We start from the raw sequence: 3,325 nt of genomic DNA, 5'->3' as shown, positions 1-3,325 counted from the left end.
CCACCCGGAGCATCCCGGCGGAGAGGTCCACGGCGACGGCCCGGGCCCCGCGACCGGCGATCCAGCGGGAGCAGGGCGCCGATCCGCATCCGATCTCCAGGACGTCGCGGCCGGCGACGTCGCCGAGGAGCGCCCAGTCGCCCTCGTGCAGGCCCTCCGGGCACCACACGAACTCGCCGTCGGGGGAGTGGGCACCGAGGAATTCACCGTGTTCGTGGTGGTAGTCGACCGCCTCGGCGTCCCACCACGCGCGGGAGGCGCGGACGGACTCACCGTGGTCGGGGGGGTTTGTGGACGTCACGCTGGCAGAGTACAGTTGACGGTCGCGTGCGTACACGCTCGCGAACACCTGCCCACCTACGATACCTATCCACTCCGGAGCACCCCACCATATGACCACCAACACCACCTCCCCGCAGGTAGCCGTCAACGACATCGGCTCCGCGGAGGACTTCCTCGCCGCCATCGACGCCACGATCAAGTACTTCAACGATGGCGACATCGTCGAGGGCACGATCGTCAAGGTCGACCGTGACGAGGTCCTGCTCGACATCGGCTACAAGACCGAGGGTGTCATCCCCTCGCGCGAACTCTCCATCAAGCACGATGTCGACCCCGGTGAGGTCGTCGAGGTGGGCGACGAGGTCGAGGCCTTGGTTCTGACCAAGGAGGACAAGGACGGCCGGCTGATCCTGTCCAAGAAGCGCGCACAGTACGAGCGCGCCTGGGGCACGATCGAGGAGCTCAAGGAGAAGGACGAGGCCGTCAAGGGCACCGTCATCGAGGTCGTCAAGGGCGGCCTCATCCTCGACATCGGCCTCCGTGGCTTCCTCCCCGCCTCGCTGGTGGAGATGCGCCGCGTCCGCGACCTCCTTCCCTACGTGGGCCAGGAGCTCGAGGCCAAGATCATCGAGCTGGACAAGAACCGCAACAACGTCGTGCTCTCGCGTCGCGCGTGGCTCGAGCAGACCCAGTCCGCGGTCCGCTCGGAGTTCCTGCATCAGCTGCAGAAGGGCCAGGTCCGCAAGGGCGTCGTGTCCTCGATCGTCAACTTCGGTGCGTTCGTGGACCTCGGCGGCGTCGACGGGCTCGTTCACGTCTCCGAGCTGTCCTGGAAGCACATCGACCACCCGTCCGAGGTCGTCGAGGTGGGCCAGGAGGTCACCGTCGAGGTCCTCGACGTCGACCTGGACCGCGAGCGCGTCTCCCTGTCGCTCAAGGCCACGCAGGAGGATCCGTGGCGGCACTTCGCCCGGACCCACGCGATCGGTCAGATCGTTCCGGGCAAGGTCACCAAGCTCGTCCCCTTCGGTGCCTTCGTGCGCGTCGACGAGGGCATCGAGGGCCTCGTCCACATCTCCGAGCTGGCCGAGCGCCACGTCGAGGTGCCCGACCAGGTCGTGTCCGTCAACGACGACGCCATGGTCAAGGTCATCGACATCGACCTCGATCGTCGCCGTATCTCGCTCTCGCTCAAGCAGGCGGACGAGGACTACACGGAGGAGTTCGACCCGTCGAAGTACGGCATGGCCGACAGCTACGACGAGGCCGGAAACTACATCTTCCCCGAGGGCTTCGATCCCGACACCAACGAGTGGCTCGAGGGCTTCGAGAAGCAGCGTGAGGAGTGGGAGAACCGCTACGCGGAGGCCGAGCGGCGTCACAAGATGCACACGGCTCAGATCGAGAAGGGTCGTGCCGCTGCCGCGGAGGCCGCGGAGGCCGCCCCGACCAACTACTCGTCGGAGTCCGCGCCGTCGTCCAGCCGTCCCGCTGCCGCGGAGGCCACTCAGGCCGAGTCGACCGGTGGTTCGCTGGCGTCCGACGAGCAGCTCGCCGCTCTGCGTGCCAAGCTCGCCGGCGGTGAGTGACCTCTCTGCCTGACGGCGCCACGGGCGCCTGACGTCCACGGCCCCGGACGGTCGTCCCACCTCGGTGGGGCACCGACCGGGGCCGTGGCCTGTCTCCGCCGGTCGGACGCGGTGCCGTGAAGGAGGTCGCGTCCGCAGGCGAGACCTGCGGTCACCTAGACTTCGTCTCATGCTGATGGTGGGTCTGACCGGTGGAATAGGGGCGGGCAAGTCGACGGTGACAGCGATTCTCGCGGAGGCCGGCGCGGTGATCGTCGACGCGGATCGGATCGCGAGGGAGGTCGTCGAACCGGGGACCCCGGGGCTGGCGATGCTCGTCGCCGAGTTCGGTGACGACATCGTGGGGCCCGACGGTTCTCTTGATCGGGCCGCCCTCGCCGCCCGGGCCTTCGTCGACGAGGAGCGCACCGCCGCGCTCAACGCGATCACCCATCCGCTGATCGGGGAGCGCACGGCCGAGCTCATCGAATCGGCGCCGCAGGACGCGATCGTCGTCCACGACATGCCCCTGCTGGTGGAGGGCGGACTGACTCCCGCCTATCACCTGGTGATCGTGGTGGACACCCCCGCCGAGATCCGGCTCCGACGGCTGGTGGACCAGCGCGGCATGCCGGAGGACGACGCCCGGGCGCGGATGTCTCGCCAGGCGACCGACGAGGCCCGCCGGGCCGAAGCCGACGTCCTGATCGACAACTCGGGCGACCGCGAACCGGTTCGCGACATCGTCCGGATGCTCGTCGAGCTACGACTTCAGCCGTTCGAGCACAACCTGCGGACGGGCACGCCCGTGGTGGGCGACCGCACCGTGGTGCCGTTCCGGCCGGAGTGGGCGGCCGAGGCGGCGAGGGCGATGGCGAGGCTCCGCCACGTCCTGGGGGACGTCGCCACCCGCATCGACCACGTCGGCCCCACCGCTGTCGAGGGCTTGGACGCACCGGACATCGTGGACCTGCAGGTGACGGTGCGGGACGAGGCGGCGGTGGAGCGTGCGCTGGCACTGTTGACCGACGCGGGATACGTGCGCGACCGCACCACCGAGCGCCCGCTCCTGCACTGGTGTGACCCCGCTCGGCCCCTCGAGGTGTCGATCCTCGCGGAGGACGATCCGGAGCACGAGTTCGCGCTCCTGATGGCCGAGGCCATCGGCTCGGATCCGAGCGCGCGGGCGGAATACTCGGAGATCCTCCGTCGGGCCGACCGCGAGGAGACACGGGAATGGGAACGGACCCGCTGCCAGGCGTCGGAGCGCTGAGCGGTCGCGGGGCCCGGTGTCGGCGCCGCCGTCACTCCGTGGGGACGGCGCCGTCGACGAGTTCGGAGACCGGCACGTGCCTGACGACCTCCGACGCGGCGGGCCCGGCGGGAGCCGCCGCGCTGCGGAGTCTGCTGGGCAGGACGTCCGACAACCTGGTGCGAACGAGGAACACGTTGTAGGCGTTCCAGGTCGTGACGAG

Annotated in this window: 3 protein-coding genes; 2 read left to right on the top strand and 1 reads right to left on the bottom strand. The window is 69.3% G+C overall.

Going from position 1 to position 3,325, the window contains the following annotated elements; all coding sequences use genetic code 11:
• On the bottom strand, positions 1-301 hold a 301-nt coding region (locus G6019_RS07760; RefSeq protein WP_309230186.1), incomplete at its 3' end, for a class I SAM-dependent methyltransferase.
• Between the two features lie 91 nt (positions 302-392).
• On the opposite strand from G6019_RS07760, the gene rpsA reads away from it, so the two are divergent.
• Together rpsA and coaE are read left to right on the top strand one after the other, a co-directional pair.
• Entirely contained in the window at positions 393-1,871 is a 1,479-nt protein-coding gene (gene rpsA, locus G6019_RS07755) for a 30S ribosomal protein S1 (protein WP_107756328.1), read from the top strand.
• 169 nt (positions 1,872-2,040) lie between these two features.
• A complete protein-coding gene (coaE, locus tag G6019_RS07750; RefSeq protein ID WP_107756329.1) occupies positions 2,041-3,123 on the top strand; it encodes a dephospho-CoA kinase in 1,083 nt (360 codons plus the stop codon).
• The last annotated feature ends 202 nt before the right edge of the window (positions 3,124-3,325 follow it).

Origin of the sequence: Dietzia sp. DQ12-76, assembly GCF_014145045.1 — a bacterium.
In the GTDB taxonomy this organism is placed as follows: domain Bacteria; phylum Actinomycetota; class Actinomycetes; order Mycobacteriales; family Mycobacteriaceae; genus Dietzia.
The sequence above is the reverse complement of the archived record's forward strand: the minus strand, read 5'-3'. Positions and strand labels throughout refer to the sequence as shown.